The following is a 22,769-nucleotide window of genomic DNA, read 5'->3' on the forward strand; positions in this document are numbered from 1 at the left end:
ACCGATGTCCATCACCGCCGACGACCTGCGCGCCGCCGTTCAGACCGGCACCATTTCCGAAAAACAGGCGGCCGCCATCTCGGCCCTTGCCGAAACGCGCCGCGGTGTCCGCGAGAACATGGACGGGCTGGACGAGCCGTTTGAGCTGTTTCGCGGTTTCAACGAGATCTTCATCGTCGTTGGTTTGATAATTCTGTACGCGGGATGGTCTGGTTTAACCGGGCTGAACGCTATTTTCAGTGACGGGTCGACGGCATTTGCCTTTTACGGGGCCATCGGTATGGGCGTGATCGCCTTTTTGGCGCGATACTTCACGCTCACCCGTCGCATGGTGGCGCCCTCGATCGCTTTGGTGATCATGTTTGGCCTGTCTTCGGTGCAGTTGACGGCGGCGCTGACTTCGGACGGGGATGATGCGATGCGCGTGCTGATCATGGCCGGTCTGACGACCGTGTTCTTGCTGATCTACTGGATGGTTTTCCACGTGCCATTCGCCATGTTCCTGATCGGGCTGGGCGTATTTGTGTCTGCCATCGCCGTGGCGTCTCTGGGCCAGGCAGATCTGGACAGCCCGATGAACCTGTTCCTGCTGTCGGCAGACGGACCCTTTGCCTATCTGACATTCGCGCTGGGCATTCTGGGGCTGATTATCGCGCTGCGGTTTGACATGTCTGACCCTCACCGCGTGACTCGCCGGTCGCAGAACGGGTTCTGGCTGCATATCATCGCAGCGCCCGCCATCATAAACACCGTGGCTCTGACGCTGTTTGAGTCGCGCACCTCGTTGGCAGAGCTTTGGCTGTTCCTGTTCCTTGTCCTGATGGCGCTGCTGGCCATTGTGATCGACCGCCGGTCGTTCCTTGTGTCAGGCGTAGGTTACGCCGTCGCTTTGGCATTTGCCGTGGTCAACGATAACGGCTTTGTCATCATCCTGCTCTTGGGTCTTGGTATGGTAATCCTTGGTGCGAAATGGGAGACACTGCGACGCGGTCTGATGCGCAGCTTGCCCTCGTTCCCCGGCAGAGATCGCCTGCCCCCGTGGGAGGGTCAACCCAGCACCACCGGCAGTTCGGAATCGTAACCGGCAAAGCTTAGCGGTTTGGCCTCAAGCGCCATTTTGATCTGGTCCACGATCGCCGCCATCTTTTCGTCGATGATATGCAGGTATTCGGTCCAATCGGATACCTCGCCCAACTCCGCATCACCGTCCGACACGCCCCGCAAGGCCAGCAAAGGCAAGTTAAACCCGTGGCAGACGCGCAGCAGCGCGAAGGTTTCCATATCCACCATATCGGCATCGATGCTTTGGTACATCTCGCCCGAGATGATGTTGCCGCCGGTCGACAAGCTGACCGATGGCAGGGCGGGCAGGGCGACGGGCAAGGGCAGGGTGGCAGGCAGGTCCAGCAAGGGCGTCACCCCTTTTTCAAACCCCAGCGGCGAGGCATCCATATCGCGGTAAGACACGTGCGCGACCTGATAAATATCGGTCTTGCGAAGTTTGGCCGAGCCTGCCGATCCTATGGAAACCACAAGGTCGGGCGCCGCGCCCTCGGCCAAGGTTCGGGTCAAGGCAATCGCGCCTTCAACCGGGCCGATCCCGGTGATCAGCGGCGTGAACCGTGCGCGCAAATGGTCGCCGTATTCCGGCTCGGCCGCCATCACGAACAGAACGCGGGTGGAGCCATAGGTTTCAAGTTTCATTGAGGTCGATCCACGAAAAAGGGCTGCGCGAACCATCGCGCAGCCCCGTCATTGGATCAAGCCGGATTAGTTGATTTTTGCAACGCCCAGCGGCACGTTGAACTTCTCGCACCAAATCCAGACCTCGTTCACCTCGTCCAGATCGATATTGGCGGGAACGGCATAGGATTGCGCGCCTGTGTTCGACCGCAGCGGCTCCAGGATCCATTCCTTGCGGTGACCGTCTTTGCCCAGCGACACTTTGGGATCGGGCGCACCGTCAAAGGTGAAATCGTCCAGCAGATTGATCTGGTTTCCGGCGATCTCGGCCGTACCGGTGGTGATGTGGTTCGATTTTCCTTCGAACGTGCCCAAGCGGCCATGGCCACCGGCAAAGGCGGGGGCGGCGAAAGTGGCGGCGCCCAGCGCCAGACCGGTTTTCAAGAAATTGCGGCGGGTATTCATAAGGGTGCTCCCTGTAACTGACTGCACGCCGCGCAGAATATGGGTAATTTTATGAAATGATACCGGCCTCGCCGGGACGTGATGGCTTGTGTTCGGGCTTGTGTTTTTCGCAAATCGGCTTACCTGTCGGGCCGACAGAGAAGAAAGAGAACCGACGTGACCGACCTGACCCCGCGTGAGATTGTATCCGAGCTTGACCGTTTCATCATCGGCCAAAAGGACGCCAAGCGTGCCGTGGCCGTGGCGCTGCGCAACCGGTGGCGGCGCAAACAGCTGGCTGATGATCTGCGCGACGAGGTTTATCCCAAGAACATCCTGATGATCGGCCCCACCGGCGTCGGCAAGACCGAGATCAGCCGCCGCCTGGCCAAGCTGGCGCGCGCGCCGTTCATCAAGGTCGAGGCCACGAAGTTTACCGAGGTCGGCTATGTCGGGCGCGACGTGGAACAGATCATCCGCGATCTGGTCGACGCCGCCATTGTCGAAACCCGCGAATACATGCGCGAGGATGTCATCGCCGCCGCGCGCCAGGCTGCCGAGGATCGCGTGATCGAAGCCATCGCCGGCGAAGGCGCCCGCGAGCAAACGCGCGAGATGTTCCGCGGCAAGCTGAAACGCGGCGAGCTGGACGACACCGTGATCGAATTGCAGCTGGCCGATACCTCGAACCCGATGTCGATGTTCGAAATGCCCGGTCAGCCGGGCCAGAACATGGGTATGATGAACCTGGGTGACATGTTCGGCAAAGCCTTTGGCGGGCGCACCGTGACGCGCAAACTGACTGTGGCCGAAAGCTATGAGGTGCTGATCAGCGAAGAGGCTGACAAGATCCTCGATGACGAAACGGTCAACACCCAGGCGCTTGAGGCGGTGCAGCAAAACGGCATCGTCTTTCTGGACGAGATCGACAAGGTTTGCGCGCGAACCGATGCGCGTGGGGCCGATGTCAGCCGCGAAGGCGTGCAGCGCGACCTGCTGCCGCTGATCGAGGGTACGACGGTGTCAACCAAATACGGCCCCGTGAAAACCGACCACATCCTGTTCATCGCCTCGGGGGCGTTTCACATCGCCAAACCCTCGGACCTGCTGCCGGAACTGCAGGGGCGCCTGCCCATCCGGGTGGAGCTGCGCCCGCTGACCGAGGGTGATTTTGTCCGCATCCTGACCGAAACCGACAACGCGCTGACCCGCCAATACACCGCGCTGATGGGCACCGAAGAGGTGACCGTAACCTTCACCGAAGACGGCATTGCCGCGCTGGCGCGCATCGCGGCCGAGGTGAACCAAAGCGTCGAAAACATCGGCGCGCGGCGGCTTTACACCGTGATGGAACGGGTCTTCGAAGAGCTCAGCTTTACCGCGCCCGACCGCGGCGGCGACGAGGTTGTGGTGGATGCCGGTTTCGTCGAAACCAACCTGGGCGAGCTGACAAAATCGACGGATATGAGCCGCTACGTTTTGTAACCTCCGTTGCTGCACAAATATGAGGTCCGCCGAGTGGGCGCCCGCGGCGCTGTTGACCGGCTGAGACCCGCTGACAGGCATCGCTTGGTGATGTAACGAGGACGCATGCGTACGATTGCCCTGATCCTTTGTGTTCTGCTTGCCGCCTGTTCGGGTCGTCCCGGCGAAACCGTGATGCCGCTGGCGGCCGGGGTCGGGCAGGGGGTGCCGATCTATTTCGCCTCGACCCGCGGCGCTGACGACGGCCCCCAGAACGGCATCGCGCGGGACCGGCAGACCGAATATGGCGCTGCGTCGGTCTCTATCCCGCCGGTCCACACCGTGGGCAAGGTCGAGGCCGCCTTTAACGCCGACCCAAACCGCCATTTTGTCCTGACCGATAACACCCCGATCCCCGACCGCGCCGCGTTTCGCGCAACCTTGCGTCGGCAGTTTGCGGCGATGCCGCAGGGCGACAGACAAGCGATCGTCTTTGTGCACGGGTTCAACACCAATTTCACCGAGGGGCTGTTCCGTCATGCGCAGATCATGGCGGATTTTGAGATTTCGGGTGTAGCGGTGTCGTATTCCTGGCCCTCGCGCGGGGCGCCCTTGGCTTACGCCTATGACCGCGACAGCGTGCTGTTTGCCCGCGACGGGCTCGAGGCGCTGATCGCAGACCTTCGCGCCGCTGGTGCCAGCGGTGTGTTCGTTCTGGCCCATTCGATGGGCGCGCATCTGACGATGGAGACATTTAGACAGATGGCCATCGCCGATCCGCGCGAACCGGCCCGGTCGGTGGACGCAACCGCCCTGATGGCGCCCGATATTGATATCGACCTGTTCCGCAGCCAACTGACCCGCATCGACGCCATGCCGCGCGATTTCGCCGTGTTCGTGTCGAAACGCGACCGGGCGCTGGCGCTGTCGGCGCGCCTCAGCGGCGAGCGGAACAAGCTAGGCAATGTGCGATCCATCGACCAGGTGGCGGATCTGGATATTGTCATCGTGGATGTCAGCGAATTTGCCAACCCGGTGGGGCTGGGCCATCAGACGGTGGTCTCGTCCCCGGCATTGATCGAGCTGTTTCGCAATGTCGACAGCATCAACTCGCTGCTGTCCAACGATCCGTCAGGGCGCGCCGGGTTTGGCCAGCGGGTGGTTTTAACCGCGCAGGAGGCCACGGCGGTAATCCTGTCGCCGGTCACCGTTCTGGGAAATTAACGCCCGCGTTTCAGATAGACGTAATAGGCGCCCGTGCCGCCATGTTTCACATGGGCCGGCGTAACCTGCAGCACATGCGCGGCCAAAGGCGCTGAATGCAGCCAGTGCGGCACTTGCTGGCGCAGCACGCCGCGGCGTTCGAAATCGGGCCAGGGATGTTCAGCCGCAACGCCCTTGCCGGTGATCACCAGCACCAGCCGCTTGCCCTGCGCGGCGGCGTTCAGGATGAACCCGTTCAGCGCCGGATGCGCCTGCGCCAGCGTCATGCCATGCAGGTCGATCCGCGCCTCGGGCGACAGCTTGCCTCGGGTTAGTTTGCCGTATCGGTTGCGGTCCATCTTAACTGGGGCGCTGCGCAGATGCTCGGCGATATCCGGCGCGCGGCTGATGGCGGTCGACGGTTTGGGTGCCGGCGTGGCAGGGGGTCGAAGAACCACGGGCGCTGGCTTTGGCATGCGCTGCGACGGTTTGGGTGCCGGCACTTTTTCCTTCGGGGTTGTGATCACGGGCCCCGGTTTGGACAGCGGTGTGGCCGTATCCGTGACTTTTTTCCACAATGTCTTGTCTTCGTCAGACAGCTGACCCCGCCGGCGCCGTGCCATTTTATCCCCCCGGCACCAAGGCAAACGCCCGGTCGATCGGCAATAGAACCACCATCCGACCCGGATCGCGTACGCGTCCGGCGTTTCGGCCAGCAACGTCACCGGTTCCAAAGAATATGTCGGCCCGCTGCGCGCCCTTGATGGCCGAGCCGGTATCCTGGGCCACAAACAACTGCTTTATCGGCCCGCGCCCGCCTTTTTCAACCCAGACCGGGGCGCCCAGTGGCGTAAAGGCCGGGTCAACCGCAACGCTGCGCATCGGCGTGATCGACCGGTTCATTGCGCCCAGCGGTCCTTTTTCGGCCGGAACCCTGCTGACCTCGCGGAAAAAAACGTAGGACGGATTATGCTGCAACAGCTGCCGTCCGGCACCGGGATTGCGGCGCACCCAGTTCTTGATCACCTGGGCCGAGACCTGGTGGCGGCTGTACACACCTCGGCGCACCAGTTCTTCGCCAACGGAACGGTATTCGTGCCCGTTGAACCCACCATAGCCCACGCGCAACATGCTGCCATCGCTCAACCGGATTCGGCCCGAACCCTGAATTTGCAAAAAGAACAGTTCGACCGGATCATCAACCCAAGCCAGTTCCAGTCCGCGCCCGGCAAGGATATTTTGATCTTCGATTTGTTCCCGCGTGGCCCAGCGCGTGCCTTGGCGTACTTCGGGTGGTTTGCGATAGACGGGGTAACGGTAAGGGCCGCCGGGCCGACGCGCGCCATCAAGCTCGGGCTCGAAATATCCGGTGAACAACGCCGGGCTGTCGCCACCGATCAGCACCGGGCGAAAGAACAGCTCGAAAAACGTGCGGGCGTTGGGTTCTTTGCGCGCAAAGGCACATAGGGCCGCCCAGTCGTCGCCATTCAGATCGCCGCAAGTTTCAAGAAACGCCGTCAGGGCAGCTTGATGATCGTCGTCACCCCAACCGTCAAGATCGGCAAAGCTCAGTAATTCGGTTGGCGTGGCCATGGCCGGCGCCCCCGTTCCTAAGGCCACCGCGGCGGCACAGATAATCCGCCGCAGTGTTGCAATCATTGACCTGTTGCGACCAGCTGCCAGTTCGGGTTGTCGCTGCCCATGACACGGGCAAAGGTCCAGACGTCGCGCTGGCGTTTGATTTCGGATTCGGACCCTTCGACGATATCGCCACCGGCGTCCCGCACAATCGACGTCAGCTCGCCTACAAAGCGCACGGTCAGCTCTGCCTCGTTGGTGTCTTTGTCGAACGTTGCGTCCTGCACGGCGATTTCGCGCACGCCAATGAAGTTGGCCTCGATCGTCAGGCCGCGTTCCTTGCGGGCGGCAATGCCGCCTTCGAAGCTTTCGCGTACATCTTCGGACAGAAACGCCGCGATATCGTCGATTTCCCCGTTTTCATACGCCATCAGAATCATTTCATACGCGCCACGAGCACCGCCAATGAACTCGCCCACGCCAAAGCTTGGCTCGACCCGTTTCATTTCGGTCATCGCTTGGGCGGCGGGGCTGTCCTCGGGGACGTGATCGGTGATGTCGGTATCCGGGCCGCCTTCGATCACCTCGAACCCGTGGCGCGCATTGCGCGACGCGGCATCTGGCTGTGGCGCCTGAACGCGCGGCTTTTCATAACCTTCGCGGGTGCCCAACACGCTGCGCAGCCGTAGGATCAGAAACACGGCGATCGCAGCAAGCACGAGAAGTTGGACAATGTTGCTCATTCAGACCTCAGAATAGACGAAAAATTGGTTTCTTTGCGGTTCAGACCTTATGTAGGACGTCAACGGGGGCAAGTCCACTGCCCCGACACCGCGATAAATGAGGATAACATGTGGCTTTTGGCCCTATTCATTGGCGTTCCCCTGATTGAGATTGCGCTTTTCATCCAGGTTGGTGGCGCAATTGGTTTGTGGAGCACGCTTGCGATTGTCGTTCTGACAGCCGTGATCGGAACGTCGTTGATGCGCCGTCAGGGTGCACAGGCGATGGCAAATATCCGCGGTGCGTTCAACTCGCTTTCGGATCCTTCCGAACCCTTGGCCCATGGCGCGATGATCCTGTTTTCCGGTGCGTTGTTGCTGACGCCGGGTTTCTTCACAGACGCCGTCGGCTTCGCGCTATTGGTACCCGCGTTTCGGTCTGCTGCGTTTCGGTTCGTGAAATCGCGTGTAAACGTCACCACCTTTGCCACCGGTCCTGCGCAACAACGCCCGCGCCAAGACGACGTGATTGACGGTGAATTCGAGGACATTTCACCGAAATCTGGCCAAAACCCGCCCTCGGGCTGGACTCGGGATTGAGACACCTAGGCCTTGGTGCTAAGGACCCTCGAAACGTTTTACCAGGACAAGGCCGGACATGACCGACGAAACCGCAACCCCGCAGCCCGAAGCGCCACAGGCCCAAGGCCAGGCACAAGCACCCAAAATGCAGATCCTGGGGCAGTTTGTCCGTGATCTGTCCTTTGAAAACCTGCTGATGCAGAAAGGTGTCAAAGGCGATGTGTCGCCCGAGATTCAGGTGCAAGTTGCCCTGGACGCCAAAAAGCGCCCGACCGATCATCAGTACGAGGTGATGTCGAAATACACCGTGAAATCGGTGAATAAATCCGACAAAGCCCCACTGTTCATGATCGAGCTGGACTATACCGGCGTGTTCCACATCGAAAACGTGCCCGAAGAGCAACTGCACCCGTTCCTGCTGATCGAATGCCCGCGCATGATCTTCCCGTTTGTGCGCCGCATCGTGTCGGATGTGACCCGCGACGGTGGATTCCCGCCGCTGAACCTTGAACAGGTTGATTTCGTGGCGCTGTACCGTCAGGAAATTGCGCGCCGCGCCCAAGCGCAGGCCGCCGAAGCACCTTCGAATTAACTATTCCACAATGCGCCGTCGCCCAGCTTTGCCACAAATTCGGCATGGGCGGCGGCTTCGCTGTCTTTAAGACGCGAGGGCAGGGGCGTGGATCGCGGACGCGGTCGCCAATCGTCATCTGATGACTGACCCACCGACTGTTGCGGCATGGTATTCAGCTCCATCCCGGGCTGACGACCCCCGATCAGCTCAAGGTAAACTTCGGCCAGGATTTCCGAGTCCAAGAGCGCCCCGTGCAATGTTCGGTTCGAATTGTCGATACCAAACCGGCGGCAAAGCGCATCCAGCGAGGCGGGCGAGCCCGGGAATTTCTTGCGCGCAATCGCCAGCGTATCCAGCGCCTGTTCGTTGGGCAGCTGCGGCAGGTTCATCCAGCGCAGCTCGGCGTTCAGAAACTTCATGTCAAAGCTGGCATTGTGAATGACCAAACGGGCGTCTCCGACAAAATCCAGAAAACCTTGCCCAATTTTTGCGAAAACCGGTTTGTCCTTCAGTGTGACCTGACCTTTTTCCGGTTCTTGCGGCGGCTCCAACAAATCGGGGCCGATGCCATGCACGCCGAAAGCGTCGGCGGGCATTGACCGTTCGGGGTTGATGTAGACGTGATAGGTTTTGCCGGTGGGCAGATGGTTCCACAGCTCGACCGCGCCGATCTCGACAATGCGGTCGCCCTGCTCGGGTTCAAACCCGGTGGTCTCGGTATCCAGAACAATCTCACGCATCGCGCATCCTTTCGCGAATATCGGCCAGAACCTTTGTCACGCTATCTTGTGCCGCGTCGATGGTGGTCGTTTCGATCACGTAATCCGCCTTTTGTCGTTTTTGCGCATCGGGCATCTGCTTGGCAAGGATGGTATTCAGCATTTCGGCCGTCATGCCGGGGCGCGCCAACACCCGTTCACGCTGAATTTCCGGCGGAACAGAGACAACAACCACCGCATCCAGCCAGCGTTCGGCGCCCGTTTCAAACAGCAACGGAATGTCGAATAGCAATACCATTGCGTCGTCATTTTCGGCGATGAAAATGGCGCGATGTTCGGTGACCAACGGGTGGATCGCGTCCTCGATCCTTTTCAGTGCGTCGGGGTCGCCGCCAATCCAGTCTTTAAGAACCGTGCGATCAACGGAACCTGTGACAACGGCGGGCGGATGCAACCCGGCGATTGCCGCGACACCGGCGCCGCCCTTGGCGTAAAGCTGATGAACGGCGGCATCTGCGTCCCAAACCGGCACGCCGTTGCCCGCGAACATTTGCGCCGTGGTGGATTTTCCCATCCCGATAGACCCGGTCAGGCCCAATAGGAACGGCCCCTTCATGCGCCCAAAAGAACAGCGCGGGTTTTGTCGTCGACCTCGGGCCGTTGGCCAAACCAGCGTTCGAACCCCGGCACAGCCTGATGCAGCAACATGCCCAATCCGTCGACCGTGACGCATCCGCGATCCTCGGCGGTTTGCAACAGCCGCGTGCGCAATGGAGTATAGACAATATCGGTTACGGTCATTTCCGGGGTCAGCGCGTCAAGCGGCACCCGAAACTCCGATTTGCCCACCATGCCCAGCGACGTCGTATTCACCACGGTCGCCGCGCCGTCGACCATGTTTCCGGCCTGCACCCAGTCATATACGGTGACTTTGCCACCGAACTCGGTCCGCAATGCCTCGGCCCTGGCGCGGGTGCGGTTCGACAGGCGCACTTCGGGCACACCAACTTCGATCAACGAGGCAACCACCGCCCGCGCAGCGCCTCCTGCGCCGAACACCGCCGCCGGGCCAACCGAAGCTTTCCAGTTTGGTGCACCACTGCGCAGGTTTTCGACAAAGCCATAACCATCTGTGTTATCGGCGTGTATTTTTCCGTCTTTTCGGAAAATCAGCGTGTTGGCCGCGCCCATCAACGCCGCCCGATCGGTCACCAGATCGGCCATACCGATCACCGCTTCTTTATGCGGTATGGTCACATTCACACCGACAAAGCCCAGTTTCGGCAACATGTTCAAAGCCGCACCCAAGTCGTCCGGTGCGATGTCCATCGGCACATAGTGGCCGGGAATCCCGTAACGTTTCAGCCAGTAATTCTGCAACCGTGGCGATTTCGAATGGCCCACCGACGTTCCGATCACGCCGGCCAACGGCACCCGTGGCGATGTCATTCCTGCAAGACCCCCTGCGCCGAGAGATGTGCCAGAACCTCCAGCAAAGGCAGACCGAGAATCGTGAAATAATCCCCCTCAACCCGCTGGAACAGCCGCACACCCTCTTCTTCTAGTTTATAGCACCCAACACTGTATCTCACACTGTCCCAGTTCCGCGAAAGATAGTTTTCAAGGAATGCGTCCGAAAAGTCATGCATCGTCAAACGCGCCTCGCCCACAAACCGCCACAACGGTTCGCCGTCGCGATAGCTGACAACCGCAGACAAAAGCGAATGCCGTTCACCGCGCAGCGCGCGCAGCTGTTCGCGGGCTTGGTCCGGGTTCTCTGCCTTGCTGAGAACCGCACCTTTTAGTTTCAGGACCTGGTCACAGCCCATTACAATGGCACCGGGGTTCTTTTCCGAGAGCTTGCGCGCCTTGAACTCGGCCAAAGTGTCGGCGACGTCGCGCGGACGAGCGCCTTCGGCGTCCAACGCGGCTTTGATCGCGTCTTCGTCGACGCGGGCCGGGATGACATCAAAATCAACGCCGGCATTGCGCAACAGCTGCGCCCGGATTTCGGACGCCGAGGCCAGAATAACGGATGAGGGCATGTGGTTATCTCTGTTAATATCTGGCGTAACATATCCGCAATGGGTTGGGGGTAAAGCGGTCAGTTTGGGGACACGTGCCGGTATCCGGACTGTCATCCAACTGTTACGAAACTTTAACACACATGGCACAAATGCCGCATGTTGGCCGTGGAAATCCGGTGCCAAGAAAAAGTTTTAAGAAGTTTATCCACAGACCGTACGGTACTATTTTCAGTATAAATATATGAAATATATATACTTTCTCAGAAGTTACAAAAGTATTTACCAAGTTGTAGACGCTTTCCCACATTGTCATAGAACTGTGAAAGAATCTCGGGAAAAGCCGTTAATCCACAATATCCACAGCCCCTACATCATCATCATCTTTTCTAAATTATATATTTTATTAGAAAGAGGGGACCTGACAGCGATTGTGGAGATCTTCGCGTGTTTGAAATTCTGGCCTGGCTCTACCCGTGGACCAAAGCGCTGCATATCATGTCCGTTATCGCGTGGATGGCTGGTCTGTTTTATCTGCCACGCCTGTTCGTACATCATGCTGAGAAAGTGCAGACGGGCAGTGATACCGATGATCTGTTCCAGATGATGGAAATGAAGCTGCTGCGTGTCATCATGAACCCGGCAATGATCGCAACGTGGATCTTTGGTCTGTGTCTGGCCTTAACTCCCGGTATTGTCGATTGGGGCGCGATTTGGCCCTATACCAAGGCTGCTGCAGTGCTGGTGATGACGTGGTTTCATCATTGGCTGGGATTGCGACGCAAGGATTTCGTACGCGGCGAAAACCAATTGCCCGGCAGGCGGTATCGAATGATGAACGAGCTGCCGACGTTGCTGATGGTTGTCATCGTATTGTCAGTGGTCGTGCGGTTCTGATCAGCTTGACTCGGAACACGGTTCGGCCTATCTGGGCTTAAGCGGGCCGTCCGGCCCATGCATTTTCCAGCTACAAATGTGATCCTGCGGCCATTCCGCCGCCGATCCCCAATGGTTCCCCTACATGAGCGACGAGCACCTATATCTTTCCGAATTGAAATCTAAAACCGCCAAGGTTCTTTTGGCCATGGCCGAAGAGCTGGAGATCGAGAACGCCTCGACAATGCGCAAGGGCGAGATGATGTTCTCGATCCTCAAAGAGCGCGCCGAGGACGGTTGGAAGATCTCTGGCGACGGCGTGCTGGAGGTTTTGCAAGACGGGTTTGGATTCCTGCGCAACCCCGAGGCCAACTATTTGCCAGGCCCCGATGACATTTACGTCTCGCCCGAGATGATCCGCCAATACAGCCTGCGCACCGGCGACACGGTCGAGGGCGTGATGCAGGCCCCGCGCGAGAACGAGCGGTATTTCGCCATCACGAGCGTCACCAAGATCAACTTTGAAGACCCCGAGCGTGCGCGCCACAAGATCAACTTCGACAACCTGACGCCACTTTACCCCGACGAGCGCCTGAAGATGGAGATCGAAGATCCCACCATCAAGGACCGCAGCGCCCGGATCATTGACCTGGTGGCGCCGATTGGTAAGGGTCAGCGTTCGCTGATCGTGGCCCCTCCGCGTACCGGTAAAACCGTTCTGCTGCAAAACATCGCCCACAGCATCGAGGCGAACCATCCCGAATGTTACCTGATCGTCCTGCTGATCGACGAGCGCCCGGAAGAGGTGACCGACATGCAGCGCAGCGTGAAGGGCGAGGTGATCTCGTCCACCTTCGACGAACCCGCCACGCGCCACGTTGCCGTCAGCGAGATGGTCATCGAAAAAGCCAAACGTCTGGTGGAGCACAAGCGCGACGTTGTCATCCTGTTGGATTCGATCACCCGCCTGGGCCGCGCGTTCAACACGGTTGTGCCCTCGTCGGGCAAAGTGCTGACCGGCGGTGTGGACGCCAACGCCCTGCAACGGCCCAAGCGCTTTTTCGGTGCCGCCCGGAATATCGAGGAAGGCGGCAGCCTGACCATTATCGCCACCGCGCTGATCGACACCGGCAGCCGCATGGACGAGGTGATCTTTGAAGAATTCAAAGGCACCGGCAACTCCGAGATTGTGCTGGACCGCAAGGTGGCCGACAAGCGTGTGTTCCCGGCGATGGACATCCTTAAATCCGGCACCCGGAAAGAGGACCTGCTGGTCGATGCAAAAGACCTGCAGAAAACCTTTGTTCTGCGCCGCATCCTGAACCCGATGGGCACCACCGATGCGATCGAGTTCCTGATCTCGAAACTGAAACAAACCAAGACGAACGGCGAATTCTTCGATTCAATGAACGCGTAATGGATACGATCTTTGCTTTGGCAACGGCCCGCGGCAAGGCGGGCGTTGCTGTCATCCGCATCTCGGGGCCGCACGCATGTGCGGCCTTGTCTGCTTTTGGCGCGTCGGTTCCCCAGCCGCGTATGGCGGCGCTGCGGAACTTGCGGTCGGGCGACGACGTATTGGATTCGGCGTTGGTGCTCTATTTCCCCGCCGGGCAAAGCTTTACCGGCGACGAGGTGGTGGAGCTGCATTGCCACGGCAGCCTGGCCACCACGCAGGCCCTGCTGCGCGCGTTGTCCGATGTGGACGGTCTGCGCCTGGCCGAGCCCGGAGAGTTCACCCGCCGCGCTTTGGAAAACGGCAAGCTGGACTTGGCGCAGATTGAAGGCCTGGCCGATCTGGTCGAGGCTGAAACCGAGGCGCAGCGCAAGCAGGCGCATCGTGTGCTGTCCGGGGCCATCGGTACGCGCGCCGAGGGCTGGCGCAGCAAGCTGATCCGCGCCGCCGCGCTGTTAGAGGCGGTGATCGACTTCGCCGACGAAGAGGTGCCCACCGATGTTTCGCCCGAGGTTCTGTCGCTGATCGAAGCCTGCCAGGATGAGATGGCCGGCGAATTGGCCGGTGTCGCGGTGGCTGAACGTATCCGCGAAGGGTTCGAGGTGGCGATTATTGGCCCGCCGAATGCGGGCAAGTCCACCTTGCTGAACCGTCTTGCCGGGCGCGAGGCGGCCATCACCTCGCGCCATGCCGGCACCACCCGCGATGTGATCGAGGTTCGGATGGACCTTGCCGGGCTGCCGGTGACGCTGCTGGACACCGCCGGGCTGCGCGAAACGGTGGATGAGGTTGAACAGGCGGGGGTTGATCTGGCCCGCCGCCGTGCCTCGGCCGCCGACCTGCGTGTGGTTCTTCTTGACGGTGACACGGTGCCCGATGTGGAAACGATGCCCGGCGACATCACCCTGCGTGGCAAGGCCGATACGGATCCGGCCGGACAGATCTCTGGCGTGACGGGGCAGGGGGTGGATGCGCTGATCGCGCAGATAACGCAGGTGCTGGAAACACGTGCCTCGGGTGCGGGCACCTTGATCCGTGAGCGGCACCGGGTGGCCATGGCCCGCGCGCTGGACGCGCTGGACATGGCGCATCGGCGCGTGCAGGCGGGTGAGGAACAATCCGAACTGGCGGCCGAAGAGCTGCGCACAACCATCCGGGCCCTTGACTCATTGGTCGGACGTGTCGATGTAGAAGACCTTCTGGACGAAATCTTTGCCAGCTTCTGCCTGGGCAAGTGAGGAGTGTTTCACGTGAAACATCGCGCCTTTGATGTTGTTGTGATCGGTGGCGGCCATGCCGGCGCCGAGGCTGCGCATGCGGCTGCGCGCCGTGGTGCCAACACGGCGCTGGTGACGTTGAAGGCGACCGATCTGGGCGTGATGTCCTGCAACCCGGCCATCGGGGGGCTGGGCAAGGGCCACCTGGTGCGCGAGGTGGATGCGATGGACGGCATCATGGGCCGTGCTGCTGACGCCGCCGGGATACAGTTTCGCCTGCTGAACCGCCGCAAAGGCCCCGCCGTGCAAGGCCCCCGCACGCAAGCAGACCGCGCGCTTTACCGAGCAGCCGTGCAGTCATTGACAGCGGCACAGCCCAACCTGACCGTGGTTGAAGGCGAAGTGACGGACCTGATCATCGAAGGCGTCCGTGTCTGTGGTGTGGTTGTCGGCGACGACGAACTGCGCGCCGGGGCGGTTGTACTGACCACCGGCACCTTTTTGCGTGGGGTCATCCATATTGGCGACGAACAACGGGCCGGTGGACGCATGGGCGACAAACCCTCGGTGCGTCTGGCAGAGCGGATCGACGATTTTGGCCTGCCCCTTGGCCGTTTGAAAACCGGCACGCCCCCGCGTCTGGATGGGGATACCATCGATTGGTCCGGTCTGGACATGCAGCCCGGCGACGACGACCCGGTGATGTTTTCGTTCCTGTCGAAAGAAGTGCAGGCGCGGCAGATCTCTTGCGGGATCACCCATACGAACGAAGAAACTCACGCGATCATTCGCAGTAACCTTGACCGGTCAGCGATGTATGGTGGTCATATCGAAGGAGTGGGGCCGCGATATTGCCCGTCGATCGAGGACAAGATCGTGCGGTTTGCCGACAAAACCTCGCACCAGATTTTTCTTGAACCAGAGGGGCTGACCACTTCGACAATCTACCCCAACGGCATCTCGACCTCACTGCCGGTAGATGTGCAAGAGGCCTATGTCAGATCGATCAAGGGGCTGCGGGATGTCGTGATCCAGCAGCCGGGCTATGCCATCGAGTATGACTATGTCGATCCGCTGGCGCTGAACGCGCAGTTGCGGCTGCGCGCGGTTGAGGGTTTGTATCTTGCGGGGCAGATCAACGGCACCACGGGGTATGAGGAAGCCGCGGCCCAAGGGCTTGTCGCCGGTCTGAACGCAGCGGGCGAGGCCTGTGACTTGGAGCCGGTGAAATTCACTCGCAACGAGAGCTATATCGGGGTCATGATCGACGACCTGATCACGCGCGGCGTGTCCGAGCCTTATCGCATGTTCACTTCGCGCGCTGAATTCCGTCTGTCATTGAGGGCGGACAACGCAGATCAGCGGCTAACCCCGCTTGGATTGCAGGCGGGCTGTGTGGGTGACACGCGGCAAATGCAATTCATCGACAAGATGGAGCGCCTCCGCGCGGCGCGCTCGACGCTTGAAGGCATGGCTCTTTCGCCAACCGCGCTCAAAGCGGCGGGACTTCAGGTTAAGGAAGATGGCAAGCGCCGGAACGGGATGGATCTTTTGGCCTTCCCGGACGTGACGTTTGACCACTTGCTGGGTTTCGAGCCTGCGCTGAATGATATCCTGCCCGAGGATCGGGATCAGGTCGCCAAGGACGCGCTTTATGCGAACTACATTCGTCGCCAGGCACAGGACGTGGCCGTGATGCAGCGGGACGAAGCGCATGAGATTCCGGCGGGGTTTGATTTCCTCGTGCTCGAAGGGCTGTCCAATGAGCTGAAGCAAAAGCTTCACCGTGCGCGTCCGGAAACTTTGGGCCAGGCAGGGCGGGTCGAAGGGATGACGCCGGCGGCGCTGACGTTGATTCTGGCCAAGCTGCGGCAACAATCGCGGAAATCTGCATGAGTCAGCACAAGATTGGCAGCCTCGATGTTTCACGTGAAACATTCGAGCGGCTGAAACGCTATGAATCGCTTCTGTATAAATGGAACCCCCGCATTAACCTGGTGGCGAAATCCACGTTAGCCGACGCCTGGAACCGGCATTTCGTGGATTCCGCGCAGGTGGTTCAGGTGCTGTCGGCGTTTCCCGACCGCTGGCTGGATCTTGGCACCGGCGGTGGCTTCCCCGGGTTGGTCGCGGCAATCATAGCAGCCGAGCTGGCGCCGGGATGCGACGTGACACTTGTTGAAAGCGACGCACGGAAATCAGCTTTTCTGCGCACTGTGATCCGCGAGACGGGGATTCGCACGCAGGTAGAGAATAAGCGGATCGAGGCGCTGAACCCGGCCGAAGCCGATCTTGTTTCCGCCCGTGCATTGGCAAGTATTGATCAGCTATTGGGCTTTTGCGAACGCCATCTGCGACCAGAAGGACGCGCCCTGTTCTTAAAAGGCGAACGGCATCAGGCAGAGATTGAAGAGGCCAGAAAAAACTGGCATTTCAAAGTCGAAGAGGTGCCCAGCCAGACCAGCGACGGCGCCGTGATTCTGCTGATTGGAGAAATTCGGCGTGTCTGATCCGACCCGGCCTAACGGCCCCAAAATCATTGCGATTGCCAACCAAAAAGGTGGCGTCGGGAAAACCACAACAACCATCAACCTGGCAGCCGGGCTTGCCGAAGAAGGAAAGACGGTTCTGATCGTCGATCTGGACCCGCAGGGCAATGCCTCGACCGGGCTGGGGGTGGAAAAGGCGGATCGCGTCAAAACCACCTATGACATGCTGTTGGAAGAGGCGCCGCTGACCGATATCATCCGGGCAACGGATGTTGATGGTGTTCTGATCGCGCCTGCAACAACTGATCTCAGTTCGGCCGACATTGAAATGGTCGCGAACGAGAAACGCAGCTTCCTTTTGCACGATGCGCTGCGTCAGCCGGTTATGGATGGCTATGGGTTCGACTTTATCCTGATCGATTGTCCGCCATCGCTCAGCCTGCTGACGGTGAACGCCATGGTCGCCGCGCACTCGGTCTTGGTGCCGCTGCAAAGCGAGTTCTTCGCGCTAGAAGGCCTGTCTCAGCTGATGCTGACCATCCGCGAGCTGCGGCAGACGGCCAATCCGAACCTGCGGATAGAAGGCGTTGTTCTGACCATGTATGACAAGCGCAACAACCTGTCGCTGCAAGTGGAATCGGACGCGCGTGAGTATCTGGGTGATCTGGTATTTGAAACCGTCATTCCACGAAATGTCCGCGTTTCCGAAGCGCCATCTTTTGCGCAACCTGTGCTGGATTACGACGCGGCGTCGACGGGTGCGGTTGCGTATCGTAAACTGGCTACAGAGATCATCGCGCAGGGCGGCGCAACAGAATAAAAACAGGAGGCACGCGTGGCGAAAAAGGGTGAAAAACGAGGGTTGGGTCGCGGTTTGTCGGCGTTGATGGCCGACGTATCATTGAACGAGCCGGAAACGACAGAAACACCCGCAACGCCAGACAGCGTTGTCCCGGTTGAACATCTGATCCCCAATCCTGACCAGCCTCGTCGCCGTTTCGCTCCGGAAGCCTTGGAAGAGTTGGCCGCGTCGATCCGTGAAAAGGGAGTGATTCAGCCCCTGATCGTGCGACCGGTCGACAACGACAAGGGAAAATACGAGATCGTTGCGGGTGAGCGCCGGTGGCGCGCGTCCCAAATGGCGCAATTGCACGACGTGCCTGTGATCATTCGCGAGTTCGACGATACCGAAGTTCTGGAAATCGCGATCATCGAGAATATTCAGCGCGCCGACCTGAACCCGGTGGAGGAAGCGCTGGGTTATCGCCAGTTGATGGACCGGTTCGGCCACACGCAGGAAAAGCTGGCCGAGGCGCTCAGCAAAAGCCGCAGCCATATCGCCAACCTTATGCGTCTGCTGCAACTGCCGGAAGAGGTGCAGGACCATCTGCGCGAGGGGCGATTGTCTGCTGGCCACGCCCGAGCGCTGATCACCAGCGATGACCCGGTGCGCCTTGCGAACGAGGTGATCGCCAAGGGCTTGTCTGTACGCGATACGGAAAAGCTGACCAAAAAGCCGTCGGCCCCGAAAGCCGCAGCGCCGAAGCCGGTGGATAAAGATGCCGACACGCGGGCGTTGGAGCAGGATCTGTCTGCCAATATCGACATGGCAGTGGCGATCGAGCACAAGGGCGAAACCGGCGGCGGGAAGCTGGTGATTACCTACAAGACCCTGGAAGACTTGGACGAGCTGTGCCGGATTCTGACCGCTATGCCTCGGGACGAGTCCAGATAAACAGCGCCACCAAGCTGAGGATAACAGCCTGTGCAATCAGGCCGATTGGTGGAATACTCAACAGGATCGAAATCACAAATGCGGCAAGGATAGAGCCGCTGGCCAGCCACTTCACACGCCGGCGAATTGCGCCATGCTCGCGCCAGTCGTCAATTGGCGGGCCGAATGTTGGGTGCGAAATCAACCAGTTGTGCAGTCGCTCGGACGATCGCGAAAAACAGAAAGCTGCCAACAGCAGAAATGGGACCGTCGGCAGGCCGGGCAGGGGAATGCCAAGCATGGCCAAGCCAACCGAAACTATCCCCAAGAAAGCCCACAGGATACGCATTCAGACCTCTGGCAATAGGTTGCGGATAACAGCGTTAAGAACGGGCCGCCCCTTGGCGGTGGTTCGCAGGGTATCACCGGAGCGGGCGACAAGGCCCAGTTCCAGCAGTTCCAGCAGTTTCTGAGGCGCAATATAGTCACGGTAAAGGCCGTTCAGACGCTTCAGATCGACGCCATCCAGAATACGCAGGCCAAACATCAGGTATTCGCCAGCCTGGTCAAAGCCCGATACGGCGTCTCTGAGGTTTTCCCCGTTACCGGTTTCTTCAACAGCGTTCAGCCACTTGCCCGGCGCCAAATGCGTTTCTGTGGCAAATTTCTGCCCGCCAACCGTCACGCGCCCATGCGCGCCCGGTCCTATGCCGGCATAATCTCCATAGCGCCAATAGATCAGGTTATGTCTGGATTCAGAGCCTAAAGCGGCATGATTAGACACTTCGTAGGCCGGATAGCCCGCTGTGTCGCAAATCTCTTGCGTCGCAAAATACATGTCGCCGGCCAGATCTTCATCCGGCAATCCACGCAACCCACCACGCGACAGGCGGTCGCCAAAAGCGGTGCCGTCTTCGATGGTCAGCTGATAAAGCGACAGATGATCGGCGGCCATGGCCAAGGCTTCGCGCAGCTCGGCCTGCCAATCGGCCAGGGACTGGTTTTGCCTTGCATAAATCAGGTCGAAACTGCTGCGGTCAAAGGTGCTTTGGGCGATCTCTATGGCTTTCCGGGCCTCGGCAACGGAATGAATGCGGCCAAGCGCGCGCAGATCGGCATCGTTCAGGGCCTGAATACCAACGGAAACACGGTTTATCCCGGCATCACGAAAGGCCGCAAAGCGGCCCGTCTCAACCGAACCTGGGTTGGCTTCCAGCGTGATTTCGATGTCATTTGCCGTGGGCCAGGCACCGCGAATGGCTGCGATCATGTCGCCGACAAGGTCCGGGTCCATCAGGCTGGGCGTACCGCCGCCGAAATAGATCGTGTTCAGAACGCGGTTTGGCAATTCGGCGGCAACACGCTGAATTTCAGCCAAATAGGCACTCTTCCAGCGGGATTGGTCAATTTTGGCCGCAACGTGAGAGTTAAAATCGCAATACGGGCACTTGGCCTGGCAAAAGGGCCAATGGATATAGAGGCCAAAGCCCCCGTGTTGCCAATCCTCAGTCACCAAACACCGTTTTCAGTTTCGCAAAGGCATCGGCACGGTGGCTGATGCGGTTCTTTTCGTCCCAATCCATCTCGCCAAATGTGATGTCATACCCGGCGGGCTGAAACATCGGGTCATAGCCATGGCCGTTCTCACCGCGCATGGGCCAGACACATTCGCCTTCAACCTTGCCCTCGAACACCTCGTCATGGCCGTCGGGCCAGGCCAGCACAAAGGTCGCGCGGAACCGTGCGGTTCGGGGGTAGGGGGCGCTGACCTCTTCCAGCTTGGTCCAGGTTTTTTCCATCGCCATCTTGAAGTCGCGGCCGTTGGGCGTTTCCGCCCAGTCGGCGGTGTAAACTCCGGGCGCACCACCCAAGCCGTCCACCTCGATCCCGCTGTCGTCGGCAAGGGCTGGCAGACCCGTCGCCTTGACGGCGGCATGGGCCTTGATCCGGGCATTGCCGATGAAATTGTCTTCGGTTTCATCTGGCTCCGGCAGATTATGCTCGGCGGCGGACGTGGCGGTGATACCATAAGGCGCCAGAAGGTGGCGCATTTCCTCAAGCTTGCCCGCGTTATGGGTTGCGATGAGGATTGTTTTATCCTTAAATTTCCGCAACTTATCCCCCAACAGCCGTGTTTTGCGCGGCAACCAGCTCGCCCACGCCCTTGTCGGCCAGATCCATCAGGGCGTTCATCTGATCACGCGTAAAGGTCGAGCCTTCGGCCGACATCTGCACCTCGATCAGCTTGCCCGTGCCGGTCATGACAAAGTTGCCATCCACGCCGGCCTCGCTGTCTTCGGGGTAGTCCAGATCCAGAACCGGCTGCCCGGCATAGATCCCGCAGGAAACGGCAGCAACCGGATCAACCAGCGGGTCAGAGATAATGTCGCCTGCCTTCATCAGCTGATTGACCGCCAGCCGCAAAGCCACCCAACCACCGGTGATCGATGCGCAGCGCGTGCCGCCATCGGCCTGGATCACGTCGCAATCAACGGTGATCTGGCGTTCGCCCAAGGCGACGCGATCAACACCGGCGCGCAGGCTGCGGCCAATCAGGCGCTGAATCTCAACGGTGCGTCCACCTTGCTTGCCGGTTGTGGCCTCGCGCCGCATGCGCGAACCGGTCGAACGGGGCAACATCCCGTATTCCGCCGTGACCCAGCCCAGCCCGGTGTTCTTCAGAAAGGGCGGTACGCGGGCTTCAAGCGACGCGGTACACAGCACATGCGTGTCACCCACCTTGATCAGGCACGAACCCTCGGCATGTTTGGTGACGTTGGTTTCGATCGAAATAGGGCGCATTTCGTTGACGGAACGACCGGATGGGCGCATGTTTTGGCTCCTCTTGCAGCTTGCGCCTTGCTCACATGTGAAGCCAAATAATTCAAGGCCGATTGACGCGGCCGCTGAACGGCCTTTAATGATTTCTGGCTTCTGCGGGACGACGGATTTGACCGACACATCATCAACACTCAGCCAGATGGACGAACGCTCACGCGAGGTGTTTCGTCTTGTGGTCGAGGGGTACCTGGAAACGGGTGACCCGGTGGGCTCGCGTACCCTGACCCGTTCAATGACCGAAAAGGTCAGCGCGGCAACGATTCGCAACGTGATGCAGGATCTGGAGTTTCTGGGCCTTCTGGACAGCCCGCATATCTCTGCCGGCCGCGTGCCGACACAGCAGGGGCTGCGGATGTTCGTCGACGGCTTGCTGGAAGTGCGCGACCTCAACCAGACGGATCGCGAAAACATCGATGCTACGGTCAATTCCGGCGACGACGATGTGGGCCATATGTTGGACCGGATCGGATCGGCCCTTTCGGGGGCAACCCATGGGGCCAGCTTGGTGCTGACCCCCAAGCACGAGGCGCCGATCCGCCATATCGAATTTGTAAGCCTGGCCGCCGACCGGGCGCTTGTGGTTCTGGTTTTTGCCGATGGCCACGTGGAAAACCGTCTATTTACGCCGCCCGCCGGGCAGACCCCGTCATCGATGCGCGAGGCGGCAAATTTTCTGAACGCCGTGGCCGAGGGCAAAACCCTTAGCGAACTGGGGCGCGCCATTCGCGAGCAGATCGATACACATCGGCAAGCCCTGAACGTATTGGCCCGCGAATTGGTCGAAGCCGGCCATGTGATCTGGCAGGATCAGGGCGGGCAGGACGAGCGGCTGATCGTGCGCGGCCGGGCGAATCTTTTGGGCGATTCCGCCGAAATGGCCGAGCTGGAACGCATTCGCACCCTCTTTGACGACCTCGAGCGCAAGCAGGACATTGCAAATTTCCTCGATCTGGCGGAATCCGGCGAAGGCGTGCGCATTTTTATCGGTTCCGAGAACAAGCTTTTTTCACTTTCGGGTTCCTCTTTGGTGGTGTCTCCATATATGAACGCAGACCGTAAGATCATTGGTGCCGTGGGCGTCATCGGTCCGACGCGGTTGAACTATGGCCGGGTGGTTCCGATCGTGGACTACACGGCACAGCTGGTGGGCAAGGTGATTGCCGACCGGGGTAAGGGATAGAAG

At 59.8% G+C, this 22,769-nt stretch carries 26 protein-coding genes; 13 read left to right on the forward strand and 13 right to left on the reverse strand.

What is annotated here, in order from left to right:
• Positions 1-4 precede the first annotated feature (4 nt).
• Complete coding sequence (locus tag ACMU_RS01675; RefSeq protein ID WP_035255505.1) at positions 5-1,081, forward strand: hypothetical protein; 1,077 nt, start codon at positions 5-7, stop codon at positions 1,079-1,081.
• Here ACMU_RS01675 and ACMU_RS01680 read toward each other — a convergent pair.
• A complete protein-coding gene (locus ACMU_RS01680) occupies positions 1,048-1,704 on the reverse strand; it encodes a 5'-methylthioadenosine/S-adenosylhomocysteine nucleosidase (protein ID WP_051587786.1) in 657 nt (218 codons plus the stop codon). The genes ACMU_RS01675 and ACMU_RS01680 overlap by 34 nt on opposite strands.
• A 66-nt stretch (positions 1,705-1,770) precedes the next feature.
• Complete coding sequence (locus tag ACMU_RS01685; RefSeq protein WP_035255506.1) at positions 1,771-2,148, reverse strand: DM13 domain-containing protein; 378 nt, start codon at positions 2,146-2,148, stop codon at positions 1,771-1,773.
• A gap of 156 nt (positions 2,149-2,304) precedes the next feature.
• Between ACMU_RS01685 and hslU the strand changes: the two genes are divergently transcribed.
• On the forward strand, positions 2,305-3,612 hold the full coding sequence (gene hslU / locus ACMU_RS01690) for an ATP-dependent protease ATPase subunit HslU (RefSeq protein ID WP_035255508.1): 1,308 nt from the start codon (positions 2,305-2,307) through the stop codon (positions 3,610-3,612).
• A gap of 105 nt (positions 3,613-3,717) precedes the next feature.
• Positions 3,718-4,815 (forward strand): alpha/beta hydrolase, encoded by a 1,098-nt coding sequence (locus tag ACMU_RS01695; protein WP_035255509.1) that lies wholly within the window; start codon positions 3,718-3,720, stop codon positions 4,813-4,815.
• Here the strand turns inward: ACMU_RS01695 and ACMU_RS01700 are convergent.
• From ACMU_RS01700 to ACMU_RS01710, 3 genes are read right to left on the reverse strand one after another with little or no spacing between them, the layout of a single operon-like run.
• Positions 4,812-5,417: a Smr/MutS family protein gene (locus ACMU_RS01700; protein ID WP_035255510.1), complete on the reverse strand. Its 606-nt coding sequence runs from the start codon at positions 5,415-5,417 to the stop codon at positions 4,812-4,814. The genes ACMU_RS01695 and ACMU_RS01700 overlap by 4 nt on opposite strands.
• 1 nt (position 5,418) lies before the next feature.
• Positions 5,419-6,453, reverse strand: coding sequence for a murein transglycosylase A (gene mltA / locus ACMU_RS01705; RefSeq protein WP_035255512.1), 1,035 nt, complete (start codon positions 6,451-6,453; stop codon positions 5,419-5,421).
• Positions 6,450-7,115, reverse strand: a complete 666-nt coding sequence (locus tag ACMU_RS01710) for a Tim44/TimA family putative adaptor protein (RefSeq protein ID WP_035255513.1) — start codon at positions 7,113-7,115, stop codon at positions 6,450-6,452. The genes mltA and ACMU_RS01710 overlap by 4 nt, the downstream gene beginning before the upstream one ends.
• A 108-nt stretch (positions 7,116-7,223) precedes the next feature.
• On the opposite strand from ACMU_RS01710, the gene ACMU_RS01715 reads away from it, so the two are divergent.
• Together ACMU_RS01715 and secB are read left to right on the forward strand one after the other, a co-directional pair.
• On the forward strand, positions 7,224-7,694 hold the full coding sequence (locus tag ACMU_RS01715) for an FxsA family protein (protein WP_035255515.1): 471 nt from the start codon (positions 7,224-7,226) through the stop codon (positions 7,692-7,694).
• A 58-nt stretch (positions 7,695-7,752) separates the two neighbouring features.
• On the forward strand, positions 7,753-8,268 hold the full coding sequence (gene secB, locus ACMU_RS01720) for a protein-export chaperone SecB (protein WP_035255516.1): 516 nt from the start codon (positions 7,753-7,755) through the stop codon (positions 8,266-8,268).
• On the opposite strand, the gene dnaQ is transcribed toward secB, so the two are convergent.
• From dnaQ to ACMU_RS01740, 4 genes are read right to left on the reverse strand one after another with little or no spacing between them, the layout of a single operon-like run.
• Positions 8,265-8,990 (reverse strand): DNA polymerase III subunit epsilon, encoded by a 726-nt coding sequence (gene dnaQ, locus ACMU_RS01725; protein ID WP_035255517.1) that lies wholly within the window; start codon positions 8,988-8,990, stop codon positions 8,265-8,267. The genes secB and dnaQ overlap by 4 nt on opposite strands.
• Positions 8,983-9,585: a dephospho-CoA kinase gene (gene coaE / locus ACMU_RS01730; protein WP_035255520.1), complete on the reverse strand. Its 603-nt coding sequence runs from the start codon at positions 9,583-9,585 to the stop codon at positions 8,983-8,985. Before coaE ends, dnaQ begins: the two co-directional genes overlap by 8 nt.
• Positions 9,582-10,418 carry a shikimate dehydrogenase gene (locus tag ACMU_RS01735; protein ID WP_035255522.1) on the reverse strand — a complete coding sequence of 279 codons (837 nt, stop codon included), beginning with the start codon at positions 10,416-10,418 and terminating at the stop codon, positions 9,582-9,584. Before ACMU_RS01735 ends, coaE begins: the two co-directional genes overlap by 4 nt.
• Entirely contained in the window at positions 10,415-11,014 is a 600-nt protein-coding gene (locus tag ACMU_RS01740) for a Maf family protein (protein ID WP_035255523.1), read from the reverse strand. Before ACMU_RS01740 ends, ACMU_RS01735 begins: the two co-directional genes overlap by 4 nt.
• Before the next feature lie 426 nt (positions 11,015-11,440).
• Between ACMU_RS01740 and hemJ the strand changes: the two genes are divergently transcribed.
• The 7 genes from hemJ (at position 11,441) to ACMU_RS01775 (ending at position 18,766) form a co-directional block, all read left to right on the forward strand.
• Positions 11,441-11,890, forward strand: a complete 450-nt coding sequence (gene hemJ / locus ACMU_RS01745; RefSeq protein ID WP_035255524.1) for a protoporphyrinogen oxidase HemJ — start codon at positions 11,441-11,443, stop codon at positions 11,888-11,890.
• Positions 11,891-12,014: 124 nt separating this feature from the next.
• The gene (rho, locus tag ACMU_RS01750; protein WP_035255525.1) at positions 12,015-13,286 is read left to right on the forward strand and encodes a transcription termination factor Rho; all 1,272 of its coding nucleotides are present in this window, start codon (positions 12,015-12,017) and stop codon (positions 13,284-13,286) included.
• Entirely contained in the window at positions 13,286-14,563 is a 1,278-nt protein-coding gene (gene mnmE / locus ACMU_RS01755) for a tRNA uridine-5-carboxymethylaminomethyl(34) synthesis GTPase MnmE (protein WP_035255527.1), read from the forward strand. Before rho ends, mnmE begins: the two co-directional genes overlap by 1 nt.
• A 3-nt stretch (positions 14,564-14,566) precedes the next feature.
• Complete coding sequence (gene mnmG, locus ACMU_RS01760) at positions 14,567-16,438, forward strand: tRNA uridine-5-carboxymethylaminomethyl(34) synthesis enzyme MnmG (RefSeq protein WP_035255529.1); 1,872 nt, start codon at positions 14,567-14,569, stop codon at positions 16,436-16,438.
• Positions 16,435-17,052, forward strand: coding sequence for a 16S rRNA (guanine(527)-N(7))-methyltransferase RsmG (gene rsmG / locus ACMU_RS01765; RefSeq protein ID WP_035255531.1), 618 nt, complete (start codon positions 16,435-16,437; stop codon positions 17,050-17,052). The genes mnmG and rsmG overlap by 4 nt, the downstream gene beginning before the upstream one ends.
• Entirely contained in the window at positions 17,045-17,851 is an 807-nt protein-coding gene (locus ACMU_RS01770) for a ParA family protein (RefSeq protein WP_035255533.1), read from the forward strand. Before rsmG ends, ACMU_RS01770 begins: the two co-directional genes overlap by 8 nt.
• Before the next feature lie 66 nt (positions 17,852-17,917).
• Entirely contained in the window at positions 17,918-18,766 is an 849-nt protein-coding gene (locus ACMU_RS01775; RefSeq protein ID WP_081805349.1) for a ParB/RepB/Spo0J family partition protein, read from the forward strand.
• Here ACMU_RS01775 and ACMU_RS01780 read toward each other — a convergent pair.
• Genes ACMU_RS01780 through rph form a run of 4 tightly spaced genes read right to left on the reverse strand, consistent with a single transcriptional unit; the run spans position 18,741 to position 21,577 of the window.
• Positions 18,741-19,094, reverse strand: a complete 354-nt coding sequence (locus tag ACMU_RS01780; protein ID WP_035255535.1) for a YbaN family protein — start codon at positions 19,092-19,094, stop codon at positions 18,741-18,743. The genes ACMU_RS01775 and ACMU_RS01780 overlap by 26 nt on opposite strands.
• Entirely contained in the window at positions 19,095-20,258 is a 1,164-nt protein-coding gene (gene hemW, locus ACMU_RS01785) for a radical SAM family heme chaperone HemW (RefSeq protein ID WP_035256053.1), read from the reverse strand.
• Positions 20,251-20,859, reverse strand: a complete 609-nt coding sequence (gene rdgB / locus ACMU_RS01790; RefSeq protein WP_035255537.1) for an RdgB/HAM1 family non-canonical purine NTP pyrophosphatase — start codon at positions 20,857-20,859, stop codon at positions 20,251-20,253. The genes hemW and rdgB overlap by 8 nt, the downstream gene beginning before the upstream one ends.
• A 1-nt stretch (position 20,860) precedes the next feature.
• Positions 20,861-21,577 carry a ribonuclease PH gene (rph, locus tag ACMU_RS01795; protein WP_035255539.1) on the reverse strand — a complete coding sequence of 239 codons (717 nt, stop codon included), beginning with the start codon at positions 21,575-21,577 and terminating at the stop codon, positions 20,861-20,863.
• A 148-nt stretch (positions 21,578-21,725) separates the two neighbouring features.
• Here rph and hrcA point away from each other — a divergent pair, with 148 nt between their 5' ends.
• Entirely contained in the window at positions 21,726-22,766 is a 1,041-nt protein-coding gene (gene hrcA / locus ACMU_RS01800; protein WP_035255541.1) for a heat-inducible transcriptional repressor HrcA, read from the forward strand.
• Positions 22,767-22,769 lie beyond the last annotated feature (3 nt).

The organism is Actibacterium mucosum KCTC 23349 (assembly GCF_000647975.1).
GTDB lineage: Bacteria > Pseudomonadota > Alphaproteobacteria > Rhodobacterales > Rhodobacteraceae > Actibacterium > Actibacterium mucosum.

Excerpts from the sequence above, each read along its gene's own strand:
- hrcA (WP_035255541.1), top strand. The coding sequence starts at position 21,726 with ATGGACGAACGCTCACGCGAGGTGTTTCGTCTTGTGGTCGAGGGGTAC.
- ACMU_RS01700 (WP_035255510.1), bottom strand. The coding sequence starts at position 5,417 with ATGGCACGGCGCCGGCGGGGTCAGCTGTCTGACGAAGACAAGACATTG.
- ACMU_RS01685 (WP_035255506.1), bottom strand. The coding sequence starts at position 2,148 with ATGAATACCCGCCGCAATTTCTTGAAAACCGGTCTGGCGCTGGGCGCC.
- coaE (WP_035255520.1), bottom strand. The coding sequence starts at position 9,585 with ATGAAGGGGCCGTTCCTATTGGGCCTGACCGGGTCTATCGGGATGGGA.
- secB (WP_035255516.1), top strand. The coding sequence starts at position 7,753 with ATGACCGACGAAACCGCAACCCCGCAGCCCGAAGCGCCACAGGCCCAA.
- dnaQ (WP_035255517.1), bottom strand. The coding sequence starts at position 8,990 with ATGCGTGAGATTGTTCTGGATACCGAGACCACCGGGTTTGAACCCGAG.
- ACMU_RS01780 (WP_035255535.1), bottom strand. The coding sequence starts at position 19,094 with ATGCGTATCCTGTGGGCTTTCTTGGGGATAGTTTCGGTTGGCTTGGCC.
- ACMU_RS01740 (WP_035255523.1), bottom strand. The coding sequence starts at position 11,014 with ATGCCCTCATCCGTTATTCTGGCCTCGGCGTCCGAAATCCGGGCGCAG.
- ACMU_RS01680 (WP_051587786.1), bottom strand. The coding sequence starts at position 1,704 with ATGAAACTTGAAACCTATGGCTCCACCCGCGTTCTGTTCGTGATGGCG.
- ACMU_RS01775 (WP_081805349.1), top strand. The coding sequence starts at position 17,918 with ATGGCCGACGTATCATTGAACGAGCCGGAAACGACAGAAACACCCGCA.
- ACMU_RS01715 (WP_035255515.1), top strand. The coding sequence starts at position 7,224 with ATGTGGCTTTTGGCCCTATTCATTGGCGTTCCCCTGATTGAGATTGCG.
- ACMU_RS01735 (WP_035255522.1), bottom strand. The coding sequence starts at position 10,418 with ATGACATCGCCACGGGTGCCGTTGGCCGGCGTGATCGGAACGTCGGTG.
- rsmG (WP_035255531.1), top strand. The coding sequence starts at position 16,435 with ATGAGTCAGCACAAGATTGGCAGCCTCGATGTTTCACGTGAAACATTC.
- mltA (WP_035255512.1), bottom strand. The coding sequence starts at position 6,453 with ATGATTGCAACACTGCGGCGGATTATCTGTGCCGCCGCGGTGGCCTTA.
- ACMU_RS01710 (WP_035255513.1), bottom strand. The coding sequence starts at position 7,115 with ATGAGCAACATTGTCCAACTTCTCGTGCTTGCTGCGATCGCCGTGTTT.
- rph (WP_035255539.1), bottom strand. The coding sequence starts at position 21,577 with ATGCGCCCATCCGGTCGTTCCGTCAACGAAATGCGCCCTATTTCGATC.
- ACMU_RS01695 (WP_035255509.1), top strand. The coding sequence starts at position 3,718 with ATGCGTACGATTGCCCTGATCCTTTGTGTTCTGCTTGCCGCCTGTTCG.
- ACMU_RS01675 (WP_035255505.1), top strand. The coding sequence starts at position 5 with ATGTCCATCACCGCCGACGACCTGCGCGCCGCCGTTCAGACCGGCACC.
- rho (WP_035255525.1), top strand. The coding sequence starts at position 12,015 with ATGAGCGACGAGCACCTATATCTTTCCGAATTGAAATCTAAAACCGCC.
- mnmE (WP_035255527.1), top strand. The coding sequence starts at position 13,286 with ATGGATACGATCTTTGCTTTGGCAACGGCCCGCGGCAAGGCGGGCGTT.